This is a genomic window from Shewanella sp. CG12_big_fil_rev_8_21_14_0_65_47_15, from assembly GCF_002783505.1.
Classification (GTDB): domain Bacteria; phylum Pseudomonadota; class Gammaproteobacteria; order Enterobacterales; family Shewanellaceae; genus Shewanella.
The window spans coordinates 37383-62546 of sequence record NZ_PFGL01000027.1; the positions used below are offsets into that span (position 1 = coordinate 37383).

The 25164-nt window shown below is 48.7% G+C and carries 16 protein-coding genes and 1 pseudogene; 10 read left to right on the plus strand and 7 right to left on the minus strand.

Annotation, left to right across the window (positions count from 1 at the left end; all coding sequences use genetic code 11):
- Positions 1 to 9: 9 nt before the first annotated feature.
- Together COW15_RS07890 and COW15_RS07895 are read left to right on the plus strand one after the other, a co-directional pair.
- The gene (locus tag COW15_RS07890) at positions 10 to 2124 is read left to right on the plus strand and encodes a M13 family metallopeptidase (protein WP_293631548.1); all 2115 of its coding nucleotides are present in this window, start codon (positions 10 to 12) and stop codon (positions 2122 to 2124) included.
- A gap of 137 nt (positions 2125 to 2261) precedes the next feature.
- Positions 2262 to 2891 (plus strand): flavin reductase family protein, encoded by a 630-nt coding sequence (locus tag COW15_RS07895; RefSeq protein ID WP_293631550.1) that lies wholly within the window; start codon positions 2262 to 2264, stop codon positions 2889 to 2891.
- A gap of 436 nt (positions 2892 to 3327) precedes the next feature.
- Here COW15_RS07895 and COW15_RS07900 read toward each other — a convergent pair whose 3' ends face one another.
- The 3 genes from COW15_RS07900 to COW15_RS07910 form a co-directional block, all read right to left on the minus strand.
- Positions 3328 to 3606 carry a pilus assembly protein TadG-related protein gene (locus tag COW15_RS07900; RefSeq protein ID WP_293631552.1) on the minus strand — a complete coding sequence of 93 codons (279 nt, stop codon included), beginning with the start codon at positions 3604 to 3606 and terminating at the stop codon, positions 3328 to 3330.
- A gap of 148 nt (positions 3607 to 3754) precedes the next feature.
- A complete protein-coding gene (locus COW15_RS07905; protein WP_293631553.1) occupies positions 3755 to 4330 on the minus strand; it encodes a hypothetical protein in 576 nt (191 codons plus the stop codon).
- Positions 4331 to 4378: 48 nt separating this feature from the next.
- Positions 4379 to 4966: a hypothetical protein gene (locus COW15_RS07910; RefSeq protein WP_293631554.1), complete on the minus strand. Its 588-nt coding sequence runs from the start codon at positions 4964 to 4966 to the stop codon at positions 4379 to 4381.
- Positions 4967 to 5360: 394 nt separating this feature from the next.
- Here COW15_RS07910 and yidZ point away from each other — a divergent pair, with 394 nt between their 5' ends.
- The 3 genes from yidZ (at position 5361) to COW15_RS07925 (ending at position 9333) form a co-directional block, all read left to right on the plus strand.
- Positions 5361 to 6440 carry an HTH-type transcriptional regulator YidZ gene (yidZ, locus tag COW15_RS07915; protein ID WP_293631556.1) on the plus strand — a complete coding sequence of 360 codons (1080 nt, stop codon included), beginning with the start codon at positions 5361 to 5363 and terminating at the stop codon, positions 6438 to 6440.
- Between the two features lie 222 nt (positions 6441 to 6662).
- Positions 6663 to 8033 carry a DUF4397 domain-containing protein gene (locus COW15_RS07920; protein ID WP_293631558.1) on the plus strand — a complete coding sequence of 457 codons (1371 nt, stop codon included), beginning with the start codon at positions 6663 to 6665 and terminating at the stop codon, positions 8031 to 8033.
- A gap of 178 nt (positions 8034 to 8211) precedes the next feature.
- On the plus strand, positions 8212 to 9333 hold the full coding sequence (locus COW15_RS07925) for a sterol desaturase family protein (protein WP_293631560.1): 1122 nt from the start codon (positions 8212 to 8214) through the stop codon (positions 9331 to 9333).
- Between the two features lie 156 nt (positions 9334 to 9489).
- Here the strand turns inward: COW15_RS07925 and COW15_RS07930 are convergent, their stop codons facing one another.
- A complete protein-coding gene (locus tag COW15_RS07930) occupies positions 9490 to 10908 on the minus strand; it encodes a LysM peptidoglycan-binding domain-containing protein (RefSeq protein WP_293631562.1) in 1419 nt (472 codons plus the stop codon).
- Positions 10909 to 11117: 209 nt separating this feature from the next.
- On the opposite strand from COW15_RS07930, the gene COW15_RS07935 reads away from it, so the two are divergent.
- From COW15_RS07935 to COW15_RS07945, 3 genes are all read left to right on the plus strand, one after another.
- On the plus strand, positions 11118 to 12461 hold the full coding sequence (locus COW15_RS07935) for a leucine-rich repeat-containing protein kinase family protein (RefSeq protein WP_293631564.1): 1344 nt from the start codon (positions 11118 to 11120) through the stop codon (positions 12459 to 12461).
- 209 nt (positions 12462 to 12670) lie between these two features.
- Positions 12671 to 13936, plus strand: a complete 1266-nt coding sequence (locus COW15_RS07940) for an efflux RND transporter periplasmic adaptor subunit (protein ID WP_293631566.1) — start codon at positions 12671 to 12673, stop codon at positions 13934 to 13936.
- On the plus strand, positions 13936 to 17001 hold the full coding sequence (locus tag COW15_RS07945; RefSeq protein WP_293631568.1) for an efflux RND transporter permease subunit: 3066 nt from the start codon (positions 13936 to 13938) through the stop codon (positions 16999 to 17001). Before COW15_RS07940 ends, COW15_RS07945 begins: the two co-directional genes overlap by 1 nt.
- Positions 17002 to 17143: 142 nt before the next feature.
- On the opposite strand, the pseudogene COW15_RS07955 reads toward COW15_RS07945, so the two are convergent.
- A pseudogene (locus COW15_RS07955) lies at positions 17144 to 20269 on the minus strand (M9 family metallopeptidase).
- 462 nt (positions 20270 to 20731) lie between these two features.
- On the opposite strand from COW15_RS07955, the gene COW15_RS07960 reads away from it, so the two are divergent.
- Positions 20732 to 21736: an NAD(P)H-quinone oxidoreductase gene (locus tag COW15_RS07960; RefSeq protein ID WP_293631574.1), complete on the plus strand. Its 1005-nt coding sequence runs from the start codon at positions 20732 to 20734 to the stop codon at positions 21734 to 21736.
- A gap of 323 nt (positions 21737 to 22059) precedes the next feature.
- A complete protein-coding gene (locus tag COW15_RS07965) occupies positions 22060 to 22464 on the plus strand; it encodes a hypothetical protein (protein ID WP_293631576.1) in 405 nt (134 codons plus the stop codon).
- A 201-nt stretch (positions 22465 to 22665) separates the two neighbouring features.
- On the opposite strand, the gene COW15_RS07970 is transcribed toward COW15_RS07965, so the two are convergent.
- Positions 22666 to 23700: an aldose epimerase family protein gene (locus tag COW15_RS07970; RefSeq protein WP_293631577.1), complete on the minus strand. Its 1035-nt coding sequence runs from the start codon at positions 23698 to 23700 to the stop codon at positions 22666 to 22668.
- A 144-nt stretch (positions 23701 to 23844) separates the two neighbouring features.
- On the minus strand, positions 23845 to 24990 hold the full coding sequence (gene galK / locus COW15_RS07975) for a galactokinase (protein ID WP_293631578.1): 1146 nt from the start codon (positions 24988 to 24990) through the stop codon (positions 23845 to 23847).
- Positions 24991 to 25164 lie beyond the last annotated feature (174 nt).

The window sequence follows — 25164 nt, forward strand, 5'->3', positions numbered from 1 at the left end:
GAATCATTCATGTCGGACCGTCTTATTCCCGTGTTGTTACTGTCTACTTCAGTACTGACGGGGCTCACTGCTTGCAGTGATAACACCTCAGAAAACACCGTAAAAACTAGCGAAGGTGCACCCCAAAGCCAAGAGGTTGCCACTCAAATGCCGGTTGGTATCAATGTCGCGGCGATGACGCCCACGGTAAAGCCTGGAGATGATTTTTATAGCTACGCCAATGGCGAGTGGATGAAAACGACGATGATCCCAGCCGATCGCTCAAGCACAGGTGCATTTTTAGTCGCCTTCCAAGAGACTGAAAAGCATAAGACCAGCCTGATCGCCGACTTAGTGAAGGCCGAACACGCCGCTGGCAGCGATGATGCCCGCATTGCCGATTTCTACAAGGCCTATACCGATACCGCGGCAATCGATGCGGCGGGAACGAAGCCAATGGAGGCCGATTTAGCCCGTTATCAAGCGATTGCGGACAAACAAGCCCTGTCGGCGGCGCTCGGTGCTAACCTGCGTGCCGATGTGGATCCACTCAATGCCACCGACTTTTTCACCGAAAACCTCTTTGGTATTTTCGTGACCCAAGGTCTGGCGACACCGGGTGAAGTATTACCTTATATTCTTCAAGGTGGTTTAGGGCTACCCGAGCGCGAATACTATCTCGCGGACGACCCTAAAATGATCGAGATCCGCACCGCTTACCGCGCCTATGTCGAAACCCTGCTGGCCGATGCGGGAGTGAGCGATGCCGCCGTCCGTGCCGATCGTATTTTTGCCCTCGAGCACAAGATCGCCACCGCCCACGCCAGCCGTGCAGACAGTGAAGACTTCACTAAGGCATCGGGAGTATGGAGCCGGGCCGACTTTGATGCTAAAGCCCCAGGTATCGACTGGACAGCCTTCTTAGATGCCGCGCAGCTTGGCATGCAAGACAAATTTGCCGCCTACCACGCCAGTGCCATTACGGGACTTTCGGCGCTGGTGGCCTCAGAGCCGTTGGATGCCTGGAAAGACTGGTTAGTGTTCCACCATATCAATAGCCATGCGGATGTGTTGCCGTCCACTATCGATAACGCTTCCTTTGCCTTTAATGGCACTAAGCTGTCGGGCACGCCTGAGCAGCGCAGCCGTGATAAGCGCGCATTAAGTGCATTGGATGAGTACCTTGGCGATGCCGTCGGTCGCGCCTATGCCGAGCATTATTTCCCTGCCTCGGCCAAGGCCGAAGTCAGCACTATGGTGGATAACATCGTCAGTGCCTTTGGCAAACGTGTCGAAAAACTCGAGTGGATGGACCCTTCGACCAAGAAGGAAGCGCTGGCTAAGGTCGCGACCATCGCCGTTGGCGTGGGTTACCCCGATAAGTGGCGCAATTACGATGCCTATGCCGTATCGCCAACGAATGCTTATGCCAATGCTATCAATGGTGAAAAGGTGGAATACGCCCATCAACTCGCCAAAATCGGCAAACCTATGGATAAGGGCGAGTGGTGGATGACGCCGCAAGTGGTTAACGCGGTCAACCTGCCAGTGCAGAACGCGCTTAACTTCCCAGCGGGGATTTTGCAGCCACCATTCTTCGATGCTAAGGCCGATGCCGCCTATAACTATGGCGCGATTGGTGCCGTGATTGGCCATGAGATCAGCCATAGTTTCGATAACAATGGTGCCGCCTTCGATTCGACTGGCGCTATGCGTAACTGGTGGACTCCGGCGGACTTTGCCCAGTTTGCCAAACAAGGCGAGGCACTGGCGCAGCAGTTTGATGCCTATGTGCCATTCCCCGATCTGCATGTGAACGGCAAGCTGACCTTGGGCGAAAACATTGCCGACGTAGCGGGCTTAGCGGCGGCACTCGATGCCTATCATGCGTCCTTAAAAGACCAAGCAGCGCCAGTGATCGAAGGCTTTACTGGCGATCAACGCTTCTTTATCGGCTTCGCGCAAACTTGGGCGACTAAGATGCGGGACGAAGCCCTGCGTGCCCGCGTCGCGACCGATGGTCATGCCCCCGGCATGTATCGCGCGCTAACGGTGCGTAACTTAGATGCTTGGTATACGGCATTCGATGTGAAGCCCGGCGATAAGCTGTATTTAGCGCCAGAGGATCGGGTGAAGATCTGGTAAGTCCAATGCGGTAAAAGCAAGGGGAACACTATGTTCCCCTTATACATTGAATGATTCATCCATAACGAGATTTTGTGGATGGATGAAGTCCTGTAAGATAGCGGCTTAGCATTTTCATTGTGATTAAGGGATGGAATATGACCGCAGAAAACCGCTATTTCTATGAGCCGAGCAAGGGACATGGACTATCGCACGACCCCTTAAATGCCATTGTCGCACCCAGACCCATAGGTTGGATCTCCTCGCGCAGTGCTCAGGGGCAACGTAATCTCGCGCCCTATAGTTTTTTCAATTGTTTCAATTACAACCCCCCTATCATCGGCTTTGCCAGCACAGGCTGGAAAGACAGTGTCGCTAATATTGTCGACACGGGTGAATTTGTGTGGAACCTCACTACCCGCAGCCTTGCCGAGAAAATGAACCAAACCTCCGCCATGCTGCCCCGTGGTGAAGATGAATTTGCCTTTGCCGGACTCACCCCTAGGGCGGGCACTATTGTAAAGGCCGACTTAGTGGCTGAAAGCCCAGTGAATTTTGAATGTAAGCTCTCCCAATGTATTCAACTCACTGCCGCCAACGGTGACAAGATCGATACTTGGTTAGTGTTAGGTGAAGTGGTGGCCGTGCATATTGCCAAGCATTTACTCGATAATGAAGGCGTGTATCAAACCGCCCTCGCTGAACCCGTACTGCGCGCCGGCGGCCCATCGGCCTACTATGGGATCTCCGAAGATCTGCGGTTTGATTTGAATAGACCACAAGTGTAGGTATTGGTACTCAAACTTCGTTTGAGTTTTTAATTCAAATCAAAGTCGTGGGGCTTCACCCCCTGATTTTTGATAACGAGTCGACCAAGGAGGAGTAACTTACCTCTTTGTTAACAAGAGTCCTTGCCGAACAACGTCCATGCCTAACTGCCAGTTCGCCGTCCATGGCTCTCGTTCGAAATGCTGCTACGCAGCACTCACCCTAGCGAAGTTACATGCATTGGTGAGTGGCTTCGTGCTTATTCGAAAATCGCTAACGCTTCCGATGGTACATCCCCTTTGCGCTAAACAGAGAGTCCGAAAGCTAACTCGGCATCCATGCCTCGCTCACGCGATTTTCTTCAACACCCTTCAGCAACTTCGCAGGGGGAGGTGAACTTCTGTAGCCTTGGTATGTGGGCTGTTAATCCCCACAGATTTGTGCCTGTCCTATCTTTTAATTGGCAACCATGGCCCGATTGGTAATGGCGATAACATTCATATCGCGGGTAATCATGGTGGCGGTGCTGTAGGCAACGTTGTCGGCCGTGTTCTGTAATCGCACCCGCTCGGTCGCGACCACACCTGAGTCATACAAAGAAAATACCGCCAAACCAATTGCGGCAAATATCGCCAGAAAAAGGACGCTGGCGTATCCTGCCTGCCGGTGAGGGAATCGACTTAAATTAGCTTTTGCAGCGGCTCTGTATAACAGGTAGCGGTAGAACACTTGCATGGCTCAATCCTTGACCGTGGTTTCTGTCCTTCGAGTGGCGCACGCCGTGAACTCTTCCGATATTGAGAGCATGGAAAAGCCGACGGCGATGCTTGAATGCTCAGCCTTTATTCACATTAAATTTGTTGTTTGGGTGTAGGAATGCCTGCTATTGATATTCTGCCTTCCATAAAGTCAAAGGTTCGGCAGAGCACCATTGCCAGAATTTCGTTTCCACCATGTCACTGGCCTCGGCAGCATCCCGCCCCTCAAACAAGCGCCAATTTGCCTCTGCAGATTTCAGGGCATACTGTCTCAAGTGATCGGTGACAGTCTCGAAAGCGGATGGCTCAAGAAGAAATATGCTGCCATCTCTGTAATACTCCCAGGGCACCTGATCTTTAGGTTGTCGTTGATGATTCTGGAAGAACGCCTCGCTGTAGATGCTGGCCGAACCGCCTGCCGACACACAGTCGTCCCAACGTTGGCAGCGAAAGAAATACTCGTCCTCAGCCTCAGCCGTGCCACTTAATTCACTGTAGGGGCATGGCCGCTCCCAAGCCTTATCGATATTGGTTTCGGCTATACCTTTACGCGCCAGTTCAACCTCATGGGGCTTAGGAATGGCCATTTCCAATAACAAGTCATAGCCGGATTTTTCCTCTGCGATGGAAAAAGCTGCGGCGCTGAGCAGCGAGACACAAAGTAAAAATTTTGTCTGAAATAACCTTATTCTGAATCGCATTTTTACACCTAAGTCACTGTTGATATGAAGTTGAAATACATGCCAATCCTAATCATCTAATTTACTTTTCCAAATAGACAAAGGTTCGACCGCGCACCATTGCCAGAATTGCTTTTTAACGAGTTTGTCGGCTTCGCCAGCACTGCGCCCTTCAAACAAGCGCCAGTTTTTTTCGGCAAACTTCAAGGCATGGTTATACGAATGCCCCGAACCGCCACCAAATTCTGCGTCATTCTTGGCCAAGTCTTCGCCATCTTGTTTCCACTGCTGAGGAATTTTCTCCCCCGTTTTATGGTGCTTGAAAAAACCTTCAGTAAACCGACTCGCATTAGCGCCCGCTGTTTTACAATCTTGCCAGCGGCGACAACGGAGATGAATTTCGTCTAAGTCAATATCGCCCGAATCGTCAAAGAGCAAGCGAGAACTGTTATATGGGCATGGCCGCTCCCAAGCATTCTCTATGCTTATCTCTGCCACACCTTTACGCGCAAATTCAACCTCATGGGGTTTAGGTGCATTAGCAAGGATACTTTGCACAGTTAGTACTTTTTCTTCTGCTATAGAAGTAGGTGTCGCGCTGAGCATTGATACAAAAAGTAAAAAATTTACATGAGATAACTTTATTTTGAATCGCATTTTTGCAAAGTCCTTTGAGCATGAGTTTAGCTAGCCAGAAACGGAAAAGACCAAATAAAGTGATAGCCTTAGTTGCATTATGCCTTTGTTATTGACGACCCGTTTCCGGCATCGTCTTTGTATCCGTTAACGTCACCCGTGTTTGCTGAATGAGTAAACATTTTCTATTTGTAATTTCATCAACATATAAAGATAAGGCTTTCGGAAAAATTTATTTCCCTTTTATAAGGTGATGTATTGCTGATGGCTATAACACTAAAGAGGGATTTCTAACTAGTTAACTGCATCGGTCGTAAATGGAAATACCTGTTGTCGAAAATGTCACTCGCTCAAGCGGCATAGCAAAACTACCCTAGGGCAACTTATGGGTGAGATGACTTTTTGCTAGGTGGCTATGTTTCGATATCTTTTGTGCAGTTTTAGTTTAGTGCTCCTGTATCCGACGGGGATTGATATGTACTTGGTCGGCTTACCACAAATCGCCCAGGATTTAGGGGCAAGCGAGGCTCAGCTGCATATTGCTTTTTCTGTGTATCTCGCGGGGATGGCGACCGCTATGTTATTTGCTGGCAGTTTAGCCGACAGAATAGGGCGCAAACCTATTACGTTGGTTGGCGCGCTACTGTTTGCCATTGCGTCTTACCTTGCGGGTAGTGCACAGACAAGCGACCTCTTTTTAATGGCACGATTTGGACAGGGGATTGGTGCAGGCACTTGTTATGTAGTGGCTTTTGCGATTTTACGTGATGTATTAGACGAGCAGCACCGGGCAAAAGTGCTCTCGATGATCAATGGGGTGACCTTTGAACTCGTGCTCGAGTCGCCGTTATTGCTCATTATGCTTAATGAGTTAACGCAGGCTATTTATGGGCGATATCCCGATGCCAAAGTGAAGGTGCGCAATTGGGACTATGATTCGCTAGAGGCCATTATTCGCGGTGAGGCCGATATAGGGTTTACCGGCCGAGAGAGTCATCCACGTTCCAAGGAATCCCTCGATCTCTTACCCTATTTTATCGATTTTGAAGTGTTATTTACCGATCTACCTATGGTGTATTTACGCCGCGATCATCCCGCCTTACAGGAAGAGTGGAATCTAGACACCTTTCTTAAATATCCCCATATCAATATCCTGTGGGAAAAGAGTGAAACCTGGGCCTTGGATGATGTGCTTATTGAATTTGGACTCAGTCGCAATATCGTGTTGACCTTGGCCAGTTTTGAGCAATCCCTCTTTATGGCCGCTAAGCCAAACCACAGCATGATGGCAATAGCGCCGCAATATTGTGGGCAGTATGCACAGCTGCTGCACCCTGAGTTAGTGTGCAGGCCCATACCGATAGCTGCGGAATATCTCGATAAGCTCGCCATTCCTTTTACCTTGATTTGGCATAAGAGAAACAGCCATAACCCCAAAATCACTTGGCTGCGAAGCAAGATAAAAGCGATTTATGGTTCAGAACAGTTGCGATAGCCGGGCGAACTAAGTGCTCGCTTTGACATAGTCAGGGTAATTTGTATCAAAATCTCGGCCAAAAAGTGTGGTTTGTATCACTATTTATGGTGTTATTGAAATGTTTGTTAAGTGTTTGAGTTTGTGAAATATTTGTTTTTGTTTTTAGGGTAAATAGCCATTGTTGTGACGGCAAATCTGCGTAGACTGAAGTTGATTTTTCACTGGTCTATGAGGGACATAATGATAAAAAGTAAATTAAAGGGATTTGCAACCTTTGCAGTCGCATGCTTGGCCATGACGGCCTGTGGTTCAGATGATAAAGATGAAGGCAGCACAGATCAAAGTGGTACTTATGTGCAATTTTATAACGCTGTGGCTGGCAGCACGGCAACTGCACTCAAAGTCGCCGATAAAACCTATGAAAGTGTAAGCTACGGGGACGCTATGCCGCGTTTCACCTCGAAGGCGGGGGTCACCGCGATTGACATCATAGCTAAAGATGCCGCAAATAACGATACATCTATCTATAAAGAAGATATTGATCTAAAAGATAAAACAGATCATTTCTTTGTACTGCATGGTGATTTTGCCGAACCTAAATTACTCAATATCAACTATTCCCGCACTGAACTCGATAAGCTTAACGAAACCGCTGAAAACAGTAAGATGCAGCTCTTGATTGCGAATACGGCTGTGCATGCCCAAGCCTTTGATGCCTATATTTCTAAGTCGAGTGAGACCTTTGCCGATGCCGCTTTACTGGGCAGTGTCGCCTATGGCGAAGTATCTTCACCGCAAATTATGGACACAGGGGAATACAAGTTGTACCTCGCACCAGAGGGAACGACCAATGTGTCCTACACGACGGCGAGCATTAAATTCAATTCTAAGGTGCCCTATAAGCTGATCATCCGTGAAGGTTTTGGCGCTTCGGATGCAAAAATCACCTTAGACAGCGTCGATTCAAGCACCAATGTACGTAACCATGTGGCCCTCGAAGCTAGCGTCGATTACCGTGTATTCAATGGCTTAGGTTCACACGCTGTGGATGTTAAAGTCGTTAGCAATACCCAGGATACGCTATTTAGCGCAGTGCCATCATTTGGGGTGACTAACTATCAGAGTGCTGAGTTTAATGACTTTAGTGTAAGTGTGTTCGAAAGCGGTACCCAAAATAAGTTGCTGGATAATGTGCTTATTACCCTGAACCAAGATGAAATCAAAACGATCTTTATCTATGAACAAACTAATGACGAGGGCAGCCAAGTCAAGGCGATGGAGATGAAACAAACTCAGACACCTAGCCCCTACAGCTTTAAGTTCGACATAGTAAGTTTTGCCGATAAAAGCAATCTCACTGTATATTTCTTAAAAGCAAATGACACGATTGAAACTGCGGTAAATAAAATCACTGCGGTCAACCCAGCTAGCCCTCAGTCAGTGACTGTACCTGCAGGCGAGTATTCGATTAAAATCATCGCAGTCGAAAACGGTGTTAAAACTGTTGTTTATGCATCGGATTTAATGGATTTCAGTAATGAAGACAATGTGACTATGGTGCTGAATATCGATCCTTCTACTAGCTTTGGTTATAACTTGATTAAGATCTAACCGCTATGGTGAGTAAACTTAGCTAATACAACAGCGCTACTTAGGTAGCGCTTTTTATTGATTGTGGCGGTGGGGTTAATGTAGGCTAACCGGCAAAAATTTAGCTGAGCATTGTTGCTGTGTGAATAGTGCTGTTGTGTGAATAACGCAAGCAATATAGGAAAAGGAGTTCACTGTGATGAGTAAAGGATTTAAAGACGGCCATTTCCAAATTGGTGAAGGCAGTATTAGCGGTACCATAGCGTGTATGTTAGCCATATTATCGTTTCTGGGTGTATTGGCGTTTCATTTCCCCGAATATCTCACCACCCCTGAATTACGCCAAAGCTATAATGTCGATATTATTCGCAGTTTGATATTTGTCGCCTTAGTGGTGTCGGGCAGTTTAGGTTTATTGAATTTTATTCGAAATAAAAATAAACGATTTGGCTTTGTGGCTTGGGTATTTGTGAGCTTGGCGATTGCCTTTGGTGGCCATCAAGTCGAAGTCGAGCCTTTTGCCAATCATAAGGTCTCACTGGGGTTAGATTGGTTTATTTTAGACTTATTAGGTTCAACCTTAATTTTTATTTTTATCGAAAAATGGTTACCCCATAAACCAGAACAGCCAATATTGAGACCGGAATGGCAAGGGGATTTAAATCATTTTTTGGTGAATCACTTAGCGATTGGATTTGTATTATTGGTGGCAAACCAATTTGTGCAGTCGAGCTTTTCTTGGGCCATTTCCAGCACAGTGCAAAGCTTTATCGCGGGTCTTCCCTTTGTGTTGCAACTGTTGTTGATTCTACTAGTCGCCGATTTAATGCAATATGCGGCGCATCGCGCTTACCACGAGATCCCATTCCTGTGGCGTTTCCATTCGGTGCACCATAGCGCCAAGCATTTAGATTGGTTGGCGGGATCTAGGCAACATATGTTTGAGTTGATTGCCACCCGCTGTTTAGTGCTTACGCCGATTTTTATATTGGGATTCTCCAAAGATATCATCAGTATTTATGTGATTATCGTTGGCGTACAGGCGGTATTTAACCATGCCAATGTCCAAGTTAACTTTGGCTGGTTGCGTTATTTAATTGTCAGTCCGCAGTTTCACCATTGGCATCATGCTTCCGATAAGGCGGCCATAGATCGTAACTATGCAGCCCACTTTTCATTTTTAGATTATCTATTTGGGACCGCAGTTCGAGGTCATAAAGAGTGGCCAGAGCAATATGGTGTCGTCGGCGATTACATGCCCGTTGGCATGTTTAAGCAGCAATTATATCCCCTCGGTTTAGCGAAGAAGGACACAAAATAACTGCGCTGCATTTGGAGTGGTTTGTTTTGGAATGATTGCCTGAGAGTAAATATTAGGTCAACTGAGTAGCAACGCTTAAGTGATGGTTAACTCTGACACTGGACAGAAAAAAGCCCAACACAGCGTTTGGGCTTTTTGTCGTTCAAACTGCAAGCGTTATTCGCTGATTTTCAGTTCTTGGCCGGGCTTAATAATGCTCTTGCCATTGAGCTGGTTCCACTTCATTAAGTCAGCCAGTTTAACCTTGTTCTTACGGGCGATTTTATCCAGTGAATCGCCGGATTTCACCTTGTAGGTTTTCGCTTTTGCGGCAGGCTCGGCTGTTGTCGCGGCTGTGCTTGGCGTGTCGCTCGCTTTTACCTTAGTTGATGACTTCTTACTCGTGTCAGTTTGAGCCTTATCATTTTCGGCCATTGGCGTTAATAGCATAAGCTCTTGGCCTACTTTTATCCGGTCCGATGTCAGGTTATTGGCTTGTTTTAATGCACTGACTGAGATATCAAATTTGGCCGCAATTGCGCCTAAGCTATCACCGGATTTGACTATGTAGCTTTGGCTGTCATAGCGTTTTTGGGCGTAGAGTTTGTCGTGATTTTCCTGATATTGACCTATGTTTTCCAGCGGCAGGGCGATTTGATATTTGCCTTTGCTCGGGATCACGCCTTGGCGAAAGCCAGGGTTATAGGTTTTAAATTCGGCCTTACTCAGCCCTGCCGCATTGGCTATCTGGTCGATATCCACGCCATTGGGTGCAGGGACTCTATCTAAGAAAGGACGGTTAGCGATTGGCGGCACTGTTAGATTGTAATGATTAGGGGTGCGAATAATTTGAATAAATGCCAACCATTTAGGCACAGTTTGCACCCGCTTGGCCGGAATGCCCAGCGACCAAAAGTCCGTTGGTTTACCCTTGGCTTTGTTCTTGTCGATGGCGGCTTTAATCACCAGTTCACCGGTATTGTAGGCGGCGACGGCGTTGATCCAGTCGTTATCTAAGGTGTCGTATAAATGCTGTAGATAGTCGAGCACGGCATCGGTTGAGGCCAGCGCATCTTTACGGCCATCGTAGGCCGAGTTGATGCTAAGGCCAAAATTACGCCCTGTGGCGGGGATCATCTGCCACAGTCCCGCTGGACCGTTGGCTTGTGCTAAAGGGTTGTAGCCGCTTTCGACTATGGGTAATAAGGCCAATTCTAATGGCATATTACGGGCTTCAAGCTGGCTGACGATGTAATACAAGAATGGCTCGGCACGTTCGCCGATTTGGTTCATAAATTTTTGTTTATCATCGAAAAAGTTACGCTGTTTACGCACTTCGGCATCGTCATGTACATCAATGGTATTGGCGTGCTGGATTTTTTCCCAAACGTCGCTGTACTGCTCAACCACAGCGGGTGGCGTGTGCTGCTGTTGTTGCTGTGAGTGCTCGTTATCGCTGCTCACCTCATTTGCGGGGGCACTGAAGTCAGTGGTCGATGGGCTTGCCGATGTGGTCGCGCAACCGCTCAGTTGGGCCATAAGCATGGCTAGCATAAGCAGGGTAAAAGAGTGCATTTGGCGAAAAGGTTTCCGCATGATTGTCCTGTGATGAGTTAACTGGGCATTCCATATTGGTGCACATGCTAATCTGTTTTCGAGTTTCTGAATAGCTTTCCACGGTTTTCCTACTGCCTAGGGTTCAGTTTTAAGTCGATTGCACCGCCCTTTGGCTGGGGATCTTGCGTTTAGCTTTAGCCATTAATGCGCTACCATAGCGGCGATTTTTCATTGACTTGGGTAGCAGAGTGCAGACGTTAGCGCAATTAAGAGCAGGGCAGTTACAGGGGATCACGCGTTTACAATTGGTCGAGGAGTTAACCGAGTTTCCGCGGGAGATTTTTGACTTAGCCGATAGCCTCGAAATCCTCGATTTATCGAATAATCAATTGAATGCTTTGCCCGAGGACCTGCACCGTCTATCGCGTTTAAAGATACTCTTTGCTTCTAATAACCGCTTCGAACACTTACCCGAGGCATTAGGGCGCTGTGCAAATTTAGAGATGATTGGCTTTAAGGCGAATCAAATCCACACTGTGACTGCCGCCGCGTTACCGCCACAAACCCGCTGGCTCATCCTAACCGATAACCAAATCGAGACCTTGCCTGCGGCTATGGGGGATTTGCCTCGTCTGCAAAAATTAGCCTTGGCGGGCAATAGGTTAACGGCCTTGCCCGAGTCGATGGCCAATTGCCGTAACTTAGAATTAGTGCGTCTATCGGCCAATCAACTGCAGATGCTGCCAGCTTGGTTACTGGGTTTGCCTAAGCTGACTTGGCTCGCCTTTGCGGGTAATCCATTTAGCCATACCTTGGTCGATCCCCATGCCGATGTGGCCACAGTGGCGAATGTGACTCTGGGTGATATTAAGCTGGCTGAAAAGCTGGGCGAAGGCGCCTCTGGGGTAATTTACCGTGGCGATTGGTTGAATCAAGCCATGGTCACTACGACGGGTTCGTCACAGGTTGCGGTAAAACTCTTTAAGGGTGAAGTGACCAGTGATGGTTATCCCGCCGACGAGTTAGATTGCTGCCTGACCACGGGAGATCACCCGAGCCTTATTAAGGTGGTGGCGCACATCAGTCAAAAAGATCAATTGGGCTTAGTGATGGAGTTAATCCCGCCGGGATTTAGTAACTTAGGCTTACCGCCAAGCCTAGCGACATGTACCCGCGATACCTTTCACGCCGATACCCAGTTCAGCCTCGATGAGGTGGCAATGATTGCACTCCAACTTGCCGATGCGATGGCGCATATGCATGCCAAGCAAGTCAGTCATGGCGATGTCTACGCCCATAACATTATGGTTGATGCAAAGATGAACCTGTTGTTTGGTGATTTTGGCGCGGCATCCAATTTACGTCATCTGTCTACAGTCGAGCGCTTGGCGATGGAGGCGATTGAAGTGCGTGCGCTGGGCTGCTTGATTGAAGATCTGCTGGCCTATGTGGATGCGTCGGCCTATGTGAGTACCTCGATGGACCCTGAATACTATAAAAAATTGAGCGCGATTAAGGACGAGTGCATGCAATTAGATATGACTCAGCGCCCCAGTTTTGCAGAGGTGAAAAAGGCGTTAGAGGCACAATAATAGAGCTAAATGCTGCCGTTATACCTGTCTTTTACATCTGTATTTTATTTGTTGCGTTTTACACTTCTTTGTGAGATTTGGGTTTTCTCCATTAAAGTTAGCGTTAACCCATTGTTTTATCTGAATGTGTAACCGAATTTTTACTGGCACAGACAGGGACTATGCCTATAGGCTGTCCCTTGAGTCGTAGAAAGATAGGTTTGCATACTATGTTTAAACAGAGTGCCCCGAAACAGATCCGCAGCACATGGGATATTCCACTAAAAAGCCCCCCCCAACATCTTCCTAGGACGTCCTTATTCGCGCAGTCAGTAGTTTTACTGGCGAGTCTGTTCATCTTTGTCCCTATGGCTTCGTTGGCTGTGGATAAGGTCGATACGACCCCTGTGACTGTCGAGGCCATTAGGGAGGCTGCTCTCGCCGATGTGGTGAAGGAAGTCGGTAAAATTAACGCCATCGATTCGGCGATACTCAACTTTAACGCCAGCGAAAAAATCAGCGCCATCCATTTTAGTAACGGCGATAACGTCACTAAAGGCCAAGTGATTGCCGAGCAGGATAACACTAAGGCCAAGGCGGATTTAGACAAGGCCAAGAGCACCTTAGCACTGGCAAAAACTAAGCTTGAGCGTATTGAAGACCTGCTGATCAAGGAACCCTTTGCACTCGCTAAGCAGGATGTGGATGAGCTGAGGGAAAATGTGAATCTGGCCGATGCGGATGTTCGCCAGAAACAGGCGACCATGAAGGACTATCTGATCATCGCGCCCTTCGATGGTCAATTGACCAGCTTTAGTCAGTCCATCGGCAGTCAAATTGGCGCTGGCACGGCGTTAGTCACCCTCTATAGTTTACATCCCGTCGAAGTGCGTTATGCCATCAGCCAGAAGGATTTAGGCAAGGCGCAGAAGGGCCAAGGGGTGGATGTCACCGTTGAAGCCTATGGTAATAAGGTGTTTAAAGGATTAGTGAATTATGTGGCCCCCGCGGTGGATGAGAGTTCCGGGCGGGTTGAAATCCATGCGACCTTAGATAACCCGGAGTTCAAACTGGCCCCCGGTATGTTCGCCAATATTAAGCAATTCTACAGCCATGATATTAAACATTTATTAGTGCCGCAAAATTCAATTATCGCCAATAATGACGAACGTTTTGTCTGGTTGGTACGCGGCGATAGCGCCGTAAAGCAAGTGGTTAAACTCGCGCAAAACACCAATGATGGCTATGCGGTTGTGGCCGAAGGTTTAACCGAAGGCGATCTCGTGGTTAAGACGGGTATGCAAAACCTCAAGGCCGATAGCAAGATCAAAGTCATTCAGGATAAAAATACGCTAGAAGATATCGCAAGCGCGAGCCCCAACCCAAAGGCTAGCGTAGACACTGAGCCAAGTGCTAGCACTAGCTTAAATCCAAATCCAAATCCAAATCCAGACACTAGCACTAACACAAGCTCAAGCAGTGGGGGCGCCAACTAATGCGTTTACCCGAAGTCTGTATTCGCCATCCTATCTTCGCCTCCGTGCTCAGTATCATGGCAGTGTTACTGGGCTTGATTGCCTTTCAAAAACTCGATATCCGATATTTTCCTGAGCACACCACCCATTCGGCATCGGTGAATGCATCGATTGCAGGGGCGAGCGCCGATTTTATGTCGAGCAATGTGGCCGATAAGTTGATTGCGGCGGCTTCGGGCATAGACAAGGTCGATACTATGTCGACCGACTGTAGCGAGGGGCGCTGCTCGTTAACCATTAAGTTTGTTGATGATACCAACGATATCGAATACACCAACTTAATGAATAAGTTGCGTAGCAGCGTCGAAGGGATTAACGATTTCCCCCAGAGCATGATAGATAAACCGACCGTCACCGACGATACCTCGGCTACCGATGCTGCCAGTAATATCATTACCTTTGTGAACGCGGGTGGCATGGAAAAGCAGGCCATGTACGACTACATTAGCCAGCAGCTAGTGCCGCAGCTCAAGCAAGTGCAAGGTGTTGGCGCTGTGTGGGGGCCCTATGGCGGCTCACAAAAGGCGGTTCGAGTCTGGCTCAACCCCGAGCAGATGAAGGCGCTGAACATTAAGGCCGCCGATGTGGTGGGCACCTTAGGCTCCTACAATGCCAGCTTCACCTCGGGGGCGATTAAAGGTAAGTCGCGGGATTTCTCGATTAACCCTTTGAATCAAGTTGAAACGCTCGATGATGTGAAGGACTTAGTGATCAAGGTCAGCGAGGGCAAGATCATCCGTGTGGCCGATGTCGCCGATGTGGTGATGGGCGAAGAAAGCCTGTCGCCGAGTCTGTTGTCTATCGGCGGACATAGCGCCATGTCGCTGCAAATTTTACCTTTGAGTAATGCTAACCCTGTGACTGTGGCCTCGAACATTAAGGCCGAAATTGCGCGCATGCAGCAGCACTTACCCCAAGGGTTAGAAATGACCTTGGCCTACAATCAGGCCGATTTTATCGAGGCTTCCATCGACGAAGGTTTTTCCGCGCTGATTGAGGCGGTAATCTTAGTATCCTTAATTGTGGTGTTATTTTTAGGTAGCCTGCGGGCGGCATCGATCCCGATTATAACCATTCCTGTGTGTGTGATCGGGGTGTTTGCCGTGATGTCGGCCCTCGGTTTTAGCATCAATGTGTTGACCATTCTGGCGATAATCTTGGCCATTGGGTTAGTGGTAGATGACGCCATTGTGGTGGTGGAGAACTGCTATCGCCACATCGAAAACGGTGAAACCCCTTTTAATGCGGCGATTAAAGGCTGTCAGGAAATCATCTTCCCGATCATTGCCATGACCCTAACGCTCGCGGCCGTGTATTTGCCGATAGGACTCATGTCGGGGTTAACCGCCGATCTGTTTCGGCAATTCTCCTTCACCTTGGCCGCCGCCGTGATGATCTCTGGTGTGGTGGCGTTGACTTTGTCGCCTATGATGAGCGCCTATCTTATCAATACCACCGAGCAGCAGCCTAAATGGTTTAGCCGAGTCGAGCATGCACTGCAGCAGTTAAATAATTTGTATATCAAAGAGCTGGATAAGTGGTTCGGCCGTAAGCGTTTAATGCTCGGCGCGGCAGTGGTGCTTGTCGGTCTTGCGGGCATTGCTTACTGGCAGCTGCCGAAAATACTCTTGCCCGCGGAAGATTCAGGCTTTATCGATGTGGCGTCCAATGGCCCAACGGGTGTGGGTCGCCAGTATCATCTGAACCATAATGCTGAGCTTAATGGCGTGATGGACGAGCATTCTGCCGTTGGAGCGAACTTGTCTTACATCGAGGGCGAGCCAGTAAACCATGTGCTACTCAAACCTTGGGGTGAGCGCAGCGAGGGCATAGATGAGGTGATCAGCGACTTGATGACTAAATCGAAGCAAAGCGTTTCTGCCTACAACATGTCCTTTAGCATTCGCTCGGCGGATAATCTCAGCATTGCCAATAACCTGCGCTTAGAGTTAACGACCTTAGATCGCAATAAGGATGAACTGAATAACACCGCCGCCAAAGTGCAAAAGTTACTCGAGGATTATCCAGGGCTGAACAACGTGGGTAACTCGGTGCTGAGGGATCAACTGCGTTACGATCTGTCTATCGATCGCAATGCGATTATCCTCTCGGGGGTGAGTTATGGCGATGTGACCAATGCGCTTTCTACCTTCCTTGGCTCAGTCAAGGCGGCGGATTTACATGCCACCGATGGCTTTACTTATCCCATTCAAGTGCAAGTGAACTTAGATAAGCTAAGTGATTTCAAAGTATTGAATAAGCTGTACGTCACCTCTGAATCGGGGCAAGCATTGCCGTTATCGCAGTTTGTGTCGATTAAGCAGACCACGGCAGAGTCGAACATTAAGACCTTTATGGGCCTCGATAGCGCCGAGCTGACGGCGGATATTATGCCCGGTTATTCCACCGATGAAATTAAAGCCTATTTAGACGAGCAACTGCCGACGCTGCTCAATGACGCCCAAGGCTTTAAATACAATGGGGTAGTGAAAGATTTAATGGATTCGCAGGCGGGGACTCAGTCGTTATTTTTGCTGGCACTGGTGTTTATCTATTTGATTTTAGCCGCGCAGTTTGAAAGCTTCGTCGATCCCTTAATTATCTTACTGACTGTACCTTTGTGTATTGTTGGCGCGCTGCTGACCTTAACCTTGTTTGGCCAGAGCGTGAATATTTACTCGCAGATAGGGTTATTAACCTTAGTGGGACTAGTGACCAAACACGGCATCTTGCTGGTGGAGTTTGCCAATAAGCAACAGGTCCAAGGCATGAGTGCGATTGAGGCGGCGCTAAGCAGTGCCAAATCGCGCTTAAGACCGATCCTAATGACGTCGTTAACCATGATTTTAAGTGCCATTCCCTTAGCGCTGGCTTCTGGGCCTGGCTCATTAGGGTTAGCCAACATAGGTTTAGTCTTAGTCGGAGGCCTGTTGGCGGGGACCTTCTTCTCGTTATTTGTAGTGCCTGTGGCCTATGTCGCTATGACTGAGCTTAAAGAAAAAGATGTGCTGTCCATATTGCGCTGAGCTTAAGTTATTTCATCTGCGACGATGTGAGTCGGTTACATTTAAATCAGTTCGTTGCTCGCTCCATTTTCGCCAATAAAAGTCCCTGCCGTAGCAGGGATTTTTTTATTTAAAAGGCTAGGTCTAAACGACTAGAGACCCACTAGCGCAAGTCAAGCTGCAATGCGACGCCCGAACTTTGGGGTTCACTCTGCACTGTGATGTAATACCAACCCAGGCTTGGTGCATCGACTGTGATACTTTCTTGAGTGTTAGCTGGCGTGACAGACGCTGCATCGAAGTGTTGAGCATTGGCCCAAGTCGTCCCCGAAAACAGGCTCACATCACCACTGCCGTGGGCCGAGTTGATGCTTAACTGACTCGTACCTTCTGGCACTCAAAGATAGTAATCGCTGCGGCCATCGGCGGTGCAGATGGCTTTGCCTGAACTCAGCTCACCATAACTCAAGGGAGATTGCGTCGCGCAGGCATTGGCGATGAGAGCCGGCGTAGGTGTGTTGCTTGCGCCTGTATTGAGGGTGAGTGTGACGCCGCTAAACTCAGTGGCAGTATCTACTGTGATATAACGCCAGCCGCGATTGGCACTAAAGTTAAGCGACTCTTGATTACCCACTTGGGTGCTCCTAGCATCGGCATTATCGGCGTCGGCCCACTGACTGGCATTGAAGTAAAGATTGGCATCCCCAGAGCCGCCCTTAGTGGTGACGGTGAACTGGGTATTATCTTCCTCAACCCAGAAGTAGAAGCTGTTGCGTCCACCACTGATACACTCATTTTTGCCCAGTGTGAGCTGGCCGTAATCTAAGGTCACTGCACCGCAATTTGCTGGTGGCTCAGGATCTACGCCGCCATCTCCCAGATCGGGATCGACATCAGCGAACAGCTCAGTGGTGCTGACTTGCATATCGACACCACCAAAATCCCCCGACAAGGTAATGTAGTGCCAATATTCGTCAGGGTTTAACTGCACTTTAATGACTTGATAGTTACCGTTGCCGATCCCCGCGCCTTGGTTTTGCTCTGGGCTTGCCCAGCCTCTAGAATCGAAATAAATGTCGGCATCACCCCAACCGCCGCCAATCTTGATCCAAAGATCTTGGGCCGAGCGATCGGTATTAGTGAAGCTAAAACTGGCGCGGCCGAGTTTAGAATCAATACATTCCATCGGCACATCGATTTTCAGGCTAGCCGATTCAGTGTAACGGTAGGCTTCGTTCGTCACTTGGCAAGGTGAGTAATCCTTACTGATAGTGCCCGCAGGGCCAGTCCAATTACCTTCTCGGCCACTGGGCTCAGCGTCGACATCACTCGGGCCTTTATCGACAATGCCATTGTCAGCCGTGCTCAAGCCGCTGGCGAGCCAACCTTGCCACTCGTTGTCGTAACCTGTGCCAATACCATCCATAAAGGTTTGATATTCAGCGTATTGGTCGTTACGTAGGTAGGCCAGAATCTGTCTTACATCGTCCCTGTGGTGCTCAAACATAAAGCGCACCGCCAGATAACCCCAGCGATAGATGCGGTCTTGGCCCGATTCATAGTTGTTTTTGAATATGGTCGACAACATAAACTCACCGGTTTCGCCCATGGCAATCGCCGCTGGATTTGCGTCACGGTAAGAAATGTATTCTGCGAGGCCTTCAATCCACCAAATAGTATTGGCCGACGTGCCGCGGCTAAAGTCACCAAACAGGTTATAGCGCCCGTCTAGGTAGTGCACATATTCGTGTTGCAGGTTCCAGACGTGGAAATCCGGCGTGCGCCATTCGGCTTCATAGGCGATAAAACGTGCCTGATTTTTGAGTCCGGCGGGCGAACCTTCGAGGTACATGCCGCCGTTGTCGGTATTGATACCAAAGATACTGTTGGCTAAGGATTGATATTCGGACGAACTGCCGAAGATCACTAGCTCTAAGTCATCGTTGTTATCTTGCCCCACGGGTTGCATGCCCGTTTCGAGCTTACTGTGGAAATAGCTTTCTTGGCTGGTCAGCACATCACAGGCCCACTTGGCTTGATCTTGATAGAGATCTTGGGCGCGGATCTTAAGACTGTCGGAGCATTTCCAATTAAAAGGTAAAGCATCGGCCTCTAACTGCGCCTTAAAACCACAGATATTGTAATCGTTACAATGGCTGCGATCGTAATAGTCGGCCATTTCTGCCGCCGCGTACCAAAGCACTTTACTCGGTTCGGTTTTGCTGGTGCTGTTGAGGATGTTTTTAACCAGCTGGGTCACTCGCGGGCGCATGGCATCAATGTAATACAGTCTAGATAACTCTTTGACTGAGTTGACTAACAGATACTCAGCATTGGTACCTAACAAGTCGCGATGTTCGAGCTGGAAATTATTTAGCGCATCTAAAATACCTTGATCGCGAGCGAACAGCGCCTGCATGTCATCATTCCACTGGGCGCGGAATAAGGTGGTAAACACTGAGTTTGCTGCGGCGTTCATCGCGAAACTGGCTTGCCAGTTAGCGTCGTAGTCCGTTAGCACTTTAATGGTGACATGATTAAAATCGGCGCCGAGTTCGGCTGAGTCAATCAGGATTAAGGCTTCTTTCAACACGCCAGCATTGTCATCGGAGACAGTCCAAATTGCAGCGTTCGCAAATAAAGCGTTGAGGGTCGATTTTAAGCTGGCCTTTGCGGCGCTGCTGTAAGCGGGCACATCATTTGGGCTGTAAAACTGCACATAGAGGGCGGCGCGGACAAAGTAAATATGTGATTCGAGATGCTGAACATCGACCCCAGTGTAGTCCTTGGCTTTAGTGGCAATGGCATTAGCCACACTGATCACATTGGCCTCGCTAAATAGCACGGTGGCGCTACTGCCTTTGAGGCTATAGAGCTTACCGACGCATTCGGGTGTCGATTGGCTCAGTTCATCGACTAGTGCCTGACCTGATTTCCCAACAAAGTCACTGCAGTCGCTGACTTGCATCGCGGCGCTATGATTCTGCAACTTAAGTGGCGGTTGCTCAGATACTTCTCGCTTCTTGCGCGAATGCATCTTAGGCGGTTCTGTCACTGTCTGTTCTGTCATAGTTGGCTCATTCGGGGATGCCATCAATGGCGTCTCCCGCAGCAGTGGTCTATGTGATTCAATTAAGCTAATCGGTGCAGAGGGCGGTGGTGGGACGGGTTGAACTGGTGAACTGTTTGATGTGTTGTTACCGAATGGGGGGCTTGCATGAGTGTTATTGGCAAGAACGGGGGTTGCAATCGCTAAGCTAATCGCTGCGAAGAGTAGTGTGTTTTTCATTGTGTATCCGTAGTTATCTAGTCTGCAAAGCAGATCTTCCTTGGGCGTTATTTGATGCGTGGAACCTAAGCTTGCATCAAACCTCATTGGATTATTTGCGTGATAACAATAGCGCGACAAACATCGCAGCTAGCAAATAATGCGTCCAAATGATGGCTGTAAGTTTTTAATATATCTAGTATTTGTCTATAAATTTACCCGATACATCTTTTCTGTTCAGCTTAGGTTCAGCTTTTGCTAAATGGGTTTGCGCCGGAAGCTGAGTCTGTGGGACTCCACACCTTATAAAATGCCTGATTGAATATCTTGTGGAATGTCTGATTGAATAAGAGTGGCTATTTGGCTTGAATTTGCGCTAGCTTAGCCGCATTAAGGTTATATGCACTTTTCCGCTGTTAGCACTCGAACCGTGCGATGCTAAGCCATCTGCGATGAGATCGATGCCATCCCAAAGGAGCTTTTATGCCAGCTTTACCAAGCGAGTACACCCATATCCAAGTTGAGCAGCCCGGCGCCCCCGAGGTGATGCAACTATCGCGCTCGCCTTTGCCTGTGCCCGCCGCGGGGCAAGTGTTGATCCGCGTGCATGCCGCTGGAGTGAATGGCCCCGATATCAAACAAAGGGTGGGCGCATATCCACCGCCACCGGGTGCATCACCGATTATTGGGCTTGAGGTCGCCGGGGATATTTGTGCCCTCGGTGACGGTGTGAGCCAATGGGAAATCGGCGATAAAGTGTGCGCCTTAGTGCCGGGCGGGGGGTATGGTGAGTATGCACTCACCTATGCTGCCCATTGTTTGCCTATTCCAACGGGCTTTAGTTATGTGCAGGCGGCCGCACTGCCGGAAACCTTCTTCACTGTATGGGGCAACCTGTTCATGCGTGCGGGATTGAAAGCGGGCGAGACTGTGCTGATCCACGGCGGTTCAGGTGGTATCGGCAGTACGGCAATTCAACTCGCCAGCGCCTTAGGTTCAACAGTGATAGCGACAACGGGGCAAGATGAGAAGCGCGATTATTGCTTGAGCCTCGGTGCCCAAGAGGTGATCAATTATCGCACTCACAATTTTGTCGAAGCCGTGATGGCATTCACCCACAATAAAGGGGTCAATGTCGTGTTTGATATCGCGGGTGGCGACTTTATCAACCTCAATTTACAGGCACTCGCAATGGATGGTCGCATGGTCTCTGTCGCTATGCAGCGTGGCCCTAAGGCCGAGATCGAACTTTTCCGCTTGATGGCGAAGCGCATTGTCTGGACGGGGTCAACCCTAAGGCCGCAGAGTGTTGAAGCCAAGGCCGAGATTGCTAAACAGTTACATGAGCGCGTGTGGCCGCTGCTCGATAGCCATCAAATAGTGCCCAATATCTTTGCCACTTTTCCCCTCAGCGAAGCACCTAAAGCCCATGCATTAATGGAGTCGGGAGCACACAGGGGGAAAGTGGTCCTCACATTGGGCGAATGAGCAATTCCATTCACCTTAGGTTTGATTCTCTTCGGTGAGTATTTTCGGTGGGTCATATGGAGCGAATAAATACTTGCTGCGATGATTTTTTCGACTAAAGTCGTTAGTGACTAAACTTTTTAGGGGATTTGGTCGAAATTAATGCGTAATAAGTGAAAATTTCATGGTATGAGGCATTGATTATCGGAAATATTCTGTAAAAATACCCAGTTGAAAACGTCAGAGACTTTCCGGCGCTATTCGTGGATCAAAGCAAGCGACGCTTCGCTTATTCAGACTAAAAAACTCATAGTGTATGTGTTGATTTAAGGGTATTGGCATATATGTATAACACAGCAAAGAAACAGGTTTGGTATGGTGAGCTGAGAACATCGAAAGGCAACGCGATTGTCGTGCATGACAACCAGTTGCCAGACGCCTCCCCTGGACGTATCTATCTATACAACACAGATCGTGATTCGATCATTGAGTATGTTGAAGATATAGTCAAAGTGAACCTATATGACTTAGATGAGGCTGCGTTAAAAGCTGCTGAGGCTAAGTTTGGTGGCGCGTGGAAGGCGGCTAGGGCTCAATTCATGAGTAAGCATCAAGCTCGTATCGACCTGAACAACGTCAAGGAAACTGGACCTGTGCGTAAGGCCAAGCCTGAAGTTGAGCCTGAAATTGAAACCGATGCTATTGGCGCGGATTTTGATGACGATTGGGGCGATGATTTTGATGATTAACACTGAGCCAACCTAGGGGCTGACTCAGTGAGTGTAAGGGATAAAATAGTGCTTATTTTATTCCTTATCGCTACCTTTCCCTACTGCACTTCGCTCCCTGACGTAAAACGCCTTATCTCTCATTCCTCGTCCATTTATGCTAAGTCGCGGCCCGGCATAGTCGATCACTTTGCAGGGCTGTAGCATATTAGGCCCAATGATTTAGGCATCTATATCAAATTGATAGCGGCTAATATGGTGATAAACCTTACCCGGTACTAGCCACACGGCATCGCCAAATAACTCGGTTTGATTGGGCGAGTCGGGCTGCATTTGCGGCTCCAAACAGACGCCATGGTGTTGCTGTAATATCTGCTGATGGCGACCCTGAGTTCCCCCTAAGAAGTTGGCGCAGTAGAGTTGTACGCTGGGCTGGTTGGTGAAAAGGGTCATAGCGCGGCCACTAATAGGACTGCTTAAACAGCCAACACGGGCGAGTGAGCCGTCGGCATTATCCATAAGATAGCAGTGATCATAACCGCGGGTGCTCGCCAATTCGGCGGCATGCAGTTTGTCGCCTAAGCGTATCGGCTGGCTTAAATCGAAAATCGATCCTGCAGTATCGGCAATCCCAGTGGGCACACTGACATCATCCATGGTGAGATAACGTGTTGCATCGATTTGCACTCGATGATCATGATTCGTGTTTGAGCCATCGAGATTGAAATAGCTGTGCTGGGTTAGGCTGACAGGGCAGGCTTTATCCACAGAAGCTAAGATTTCCACAAAGAGATTGTTAGCAGCAAGGCGATAATCTAATTGCACAGTGCAATTTCCGGGGAAACCCATATCGCCGTCGGGACTCATTAAGGTCAAGCGTACGCCATCGGGCAGTTGACCTAGATGCCAGTTCTTACGGTTAAACCCTTCACGGCCGCCGTGCAAACAGTTAGTCGCTTGATTGATATCTAATTGATAATCTTGACCTTGATAGTGCATTCTGCCGTTAGCGATGCGGTTGGCAAAGCGGCCTGCAATGGCACCTAAGTGAGCCGATTGGGTCAGGTAATCTTCGGCGCTGTCACAACCTAAGACGATATTGCCACGTTCGCCGTGTTTATCTGGGGCCCATAGGGAACGGATAATACCGCCTAAGCTGATGATTTCTAATGCGAGTATGCCATTGTCGATCCTTACCCTTTCGATATCACCACCGCGGGGATCTGTCCAAGGATCTAATACGCTGAAATGTACCATTTAGCTTCCCTCTATCTTGAGTATGTCAGAGTAACTGTTTGATTTTGCCTTTTAAAAATAATTAATACCATAGCAACCCTGGCTGAATTCGTATGGTATTGAGGGGGATTTAGGTTGTGACTGGGCGCACTTAGGCCGAGTGACTCAACTGTCGATACGGCCGGCCCCTGCACTGGCTGAGCAGAGGTAAACAGTGGCATCTATTCCCGTTTTATTGAGGAATTCATGTTCTACCGCCGCGACTACAGCGTCCGTCAATTCATGGTCAACCAAGGCTACCACACAACCATCTGTCATACGTATGCCGCCACGCTCGCCAATCACTTGGCTGACAATATCGACTAAGGTATCAAATTCTGGCAGTGTCACCTCAAAATCATCCCGCAGTGAAACATGGGACTGTGCCATTAAATGGCTGAATTTCGCGATGTTATTTTGCTCTAGAGCGCGGGCTGCATTCTGGGTGCGTTGATTCTCTGTGACAACGTGTTTTGCCCTGCGATATAACACTTCATCTAACTCGGCCTTCGCACCTTCTAATTGACGCAAATCGAGGTGGCGCAGTGCGTCCAAGCCAAAGTGTTCGGCGGCTTGGGCGCATTCATCCCGACGCTGCTGACTAGTGGCGGCTAAACGCTGTTTCTCTATATGGGCATCTATGATGATCAGGCTTAAATTTTCTGGGATGGAAATGGCTTCACTGTCGAGGTCTAAACAGTCAATCAGCAGGGCATGATCCTGTTCGCCCATGGCACTGATCATATGATCCATGATGCTGCAAGCCGAGGCGACATAACGGTGCTCACCGCGCTGGGCTAATTGCGCCACTGCCATTGGGGATAAATGCAGTTGGCTGCTGTCACTAATTGCCGTGCCAAAGGCGACCACTAAGGCGCCCGAGGAGGATAAACCCGCCGCAAGTGGTACATCCCCTACTACGGCTAAGTCTAAGCCTTTGGCTAATAAACCCGAGTGAGCCATGGCGGCGGTGAGGCCCTTTAGATAATTGACCCAACCATCTTCCGGGTTCATGTCGGTTTCTTTACCAAAGGTCCACTCTTTAATTTGTCCGGGGAAGGCGTCGGCAACGGCACGAAACTTAGTATCTTCACGGCGTTTTACCGCAATAACGGTATGAAAATTAATAGCGGCAGGCAGTACAAAACCGTCGTTGTAATCTGTGTATTCCCCGATAAGATTAACGCGCCCAGGAGCTTGATATAAATCATCGGCTTTAGTGCCAAAGGTTTGGACAAATAACTTAGTGGCGCGCTGCGCAGGATTTGACATGCTGTGAAAACTTCCAAAAAAGCTGAGCTGATTTCGTTCTTGTCCTCGATTTATATCACGACTCAGTCGGCTATGTAACTGAGATTTTGTATGGCCAAGGCGAGATGGATTTTATGTGTGGTAATGCCGCCTCAGGGTATGAATCTAGCAGACTGATTTTAAAGGGATAGAGAG